2 rRNA genes are annotated in these 434 nt (G+C 50.5%); both read left to right on the top strand.

What is annotated here, in order from left to right:
* Positions 1–226, top strand: a 23S ribosomal RNA gene (locus B3182_RS10665); the annotation flags it as partial.
* A gap of 86 nt (positions 227–312) precedes the next feature.
* Positions 313–427: ribosomal RNA gene (gene rrf / locus B3182_RS10660) — 5S ribosomal RNA — on the top strand.
* Positions 428–434 lie beyond the last annotated feature (7 nt).

Raw genomic sequence — 434 nt, 5'->3', positions numbered from 1 at the left:
GAACCTCTGGTGTTCCGGTTGTCACGCCAGTGGCATTGCCGGGTAGCTACCTTCTGACGGGATAACCGCTGAAAGCATCTAAGCGGGAAGCCCCCCTCAAGATTAGATTTCCCCGAGCTTTAAGCTCCTGAAGGGCCGTAGAAGACCACTACGTTGATAGGTTGGGTGTGGAAGTGCAGTAATGTATGAAGCTAACCAATACTAATTGCCCGTGAGGCTTGACCATATAACCCCAAGTAAGTTGGGTGCGCATAAGCGACAAAACCTTTACTTCCCGAATTAGCTTGCCTATAAAGTAAGCACCAAGTTATGCCTGGCGGCCATAGCGAGTTGGCACCACCTGTTCCCATCCCGAACACAGAAGTGAAACAGCTCAGCGCCGATGATAGTGTGGGAGTTCCCATGTGAAAGTAGGTCACTGCCAGGCTTTAATA

Origin of the sequence: Methylophaga sp. UBA4204 (assembly GCF_002379485.1) — a bacterium.
Taxonomy (GTDB): Bacteria; Pseudomonadota; Gammaproteobacteria; order Nitrosococcales; family Methylophagaceae; genus Methylophaga.
The sequence above is the reverse complement of the archived record's forward strand: the minus strand, read 5'-3'. Positions and strand labels throughout refer to the sequence as shown.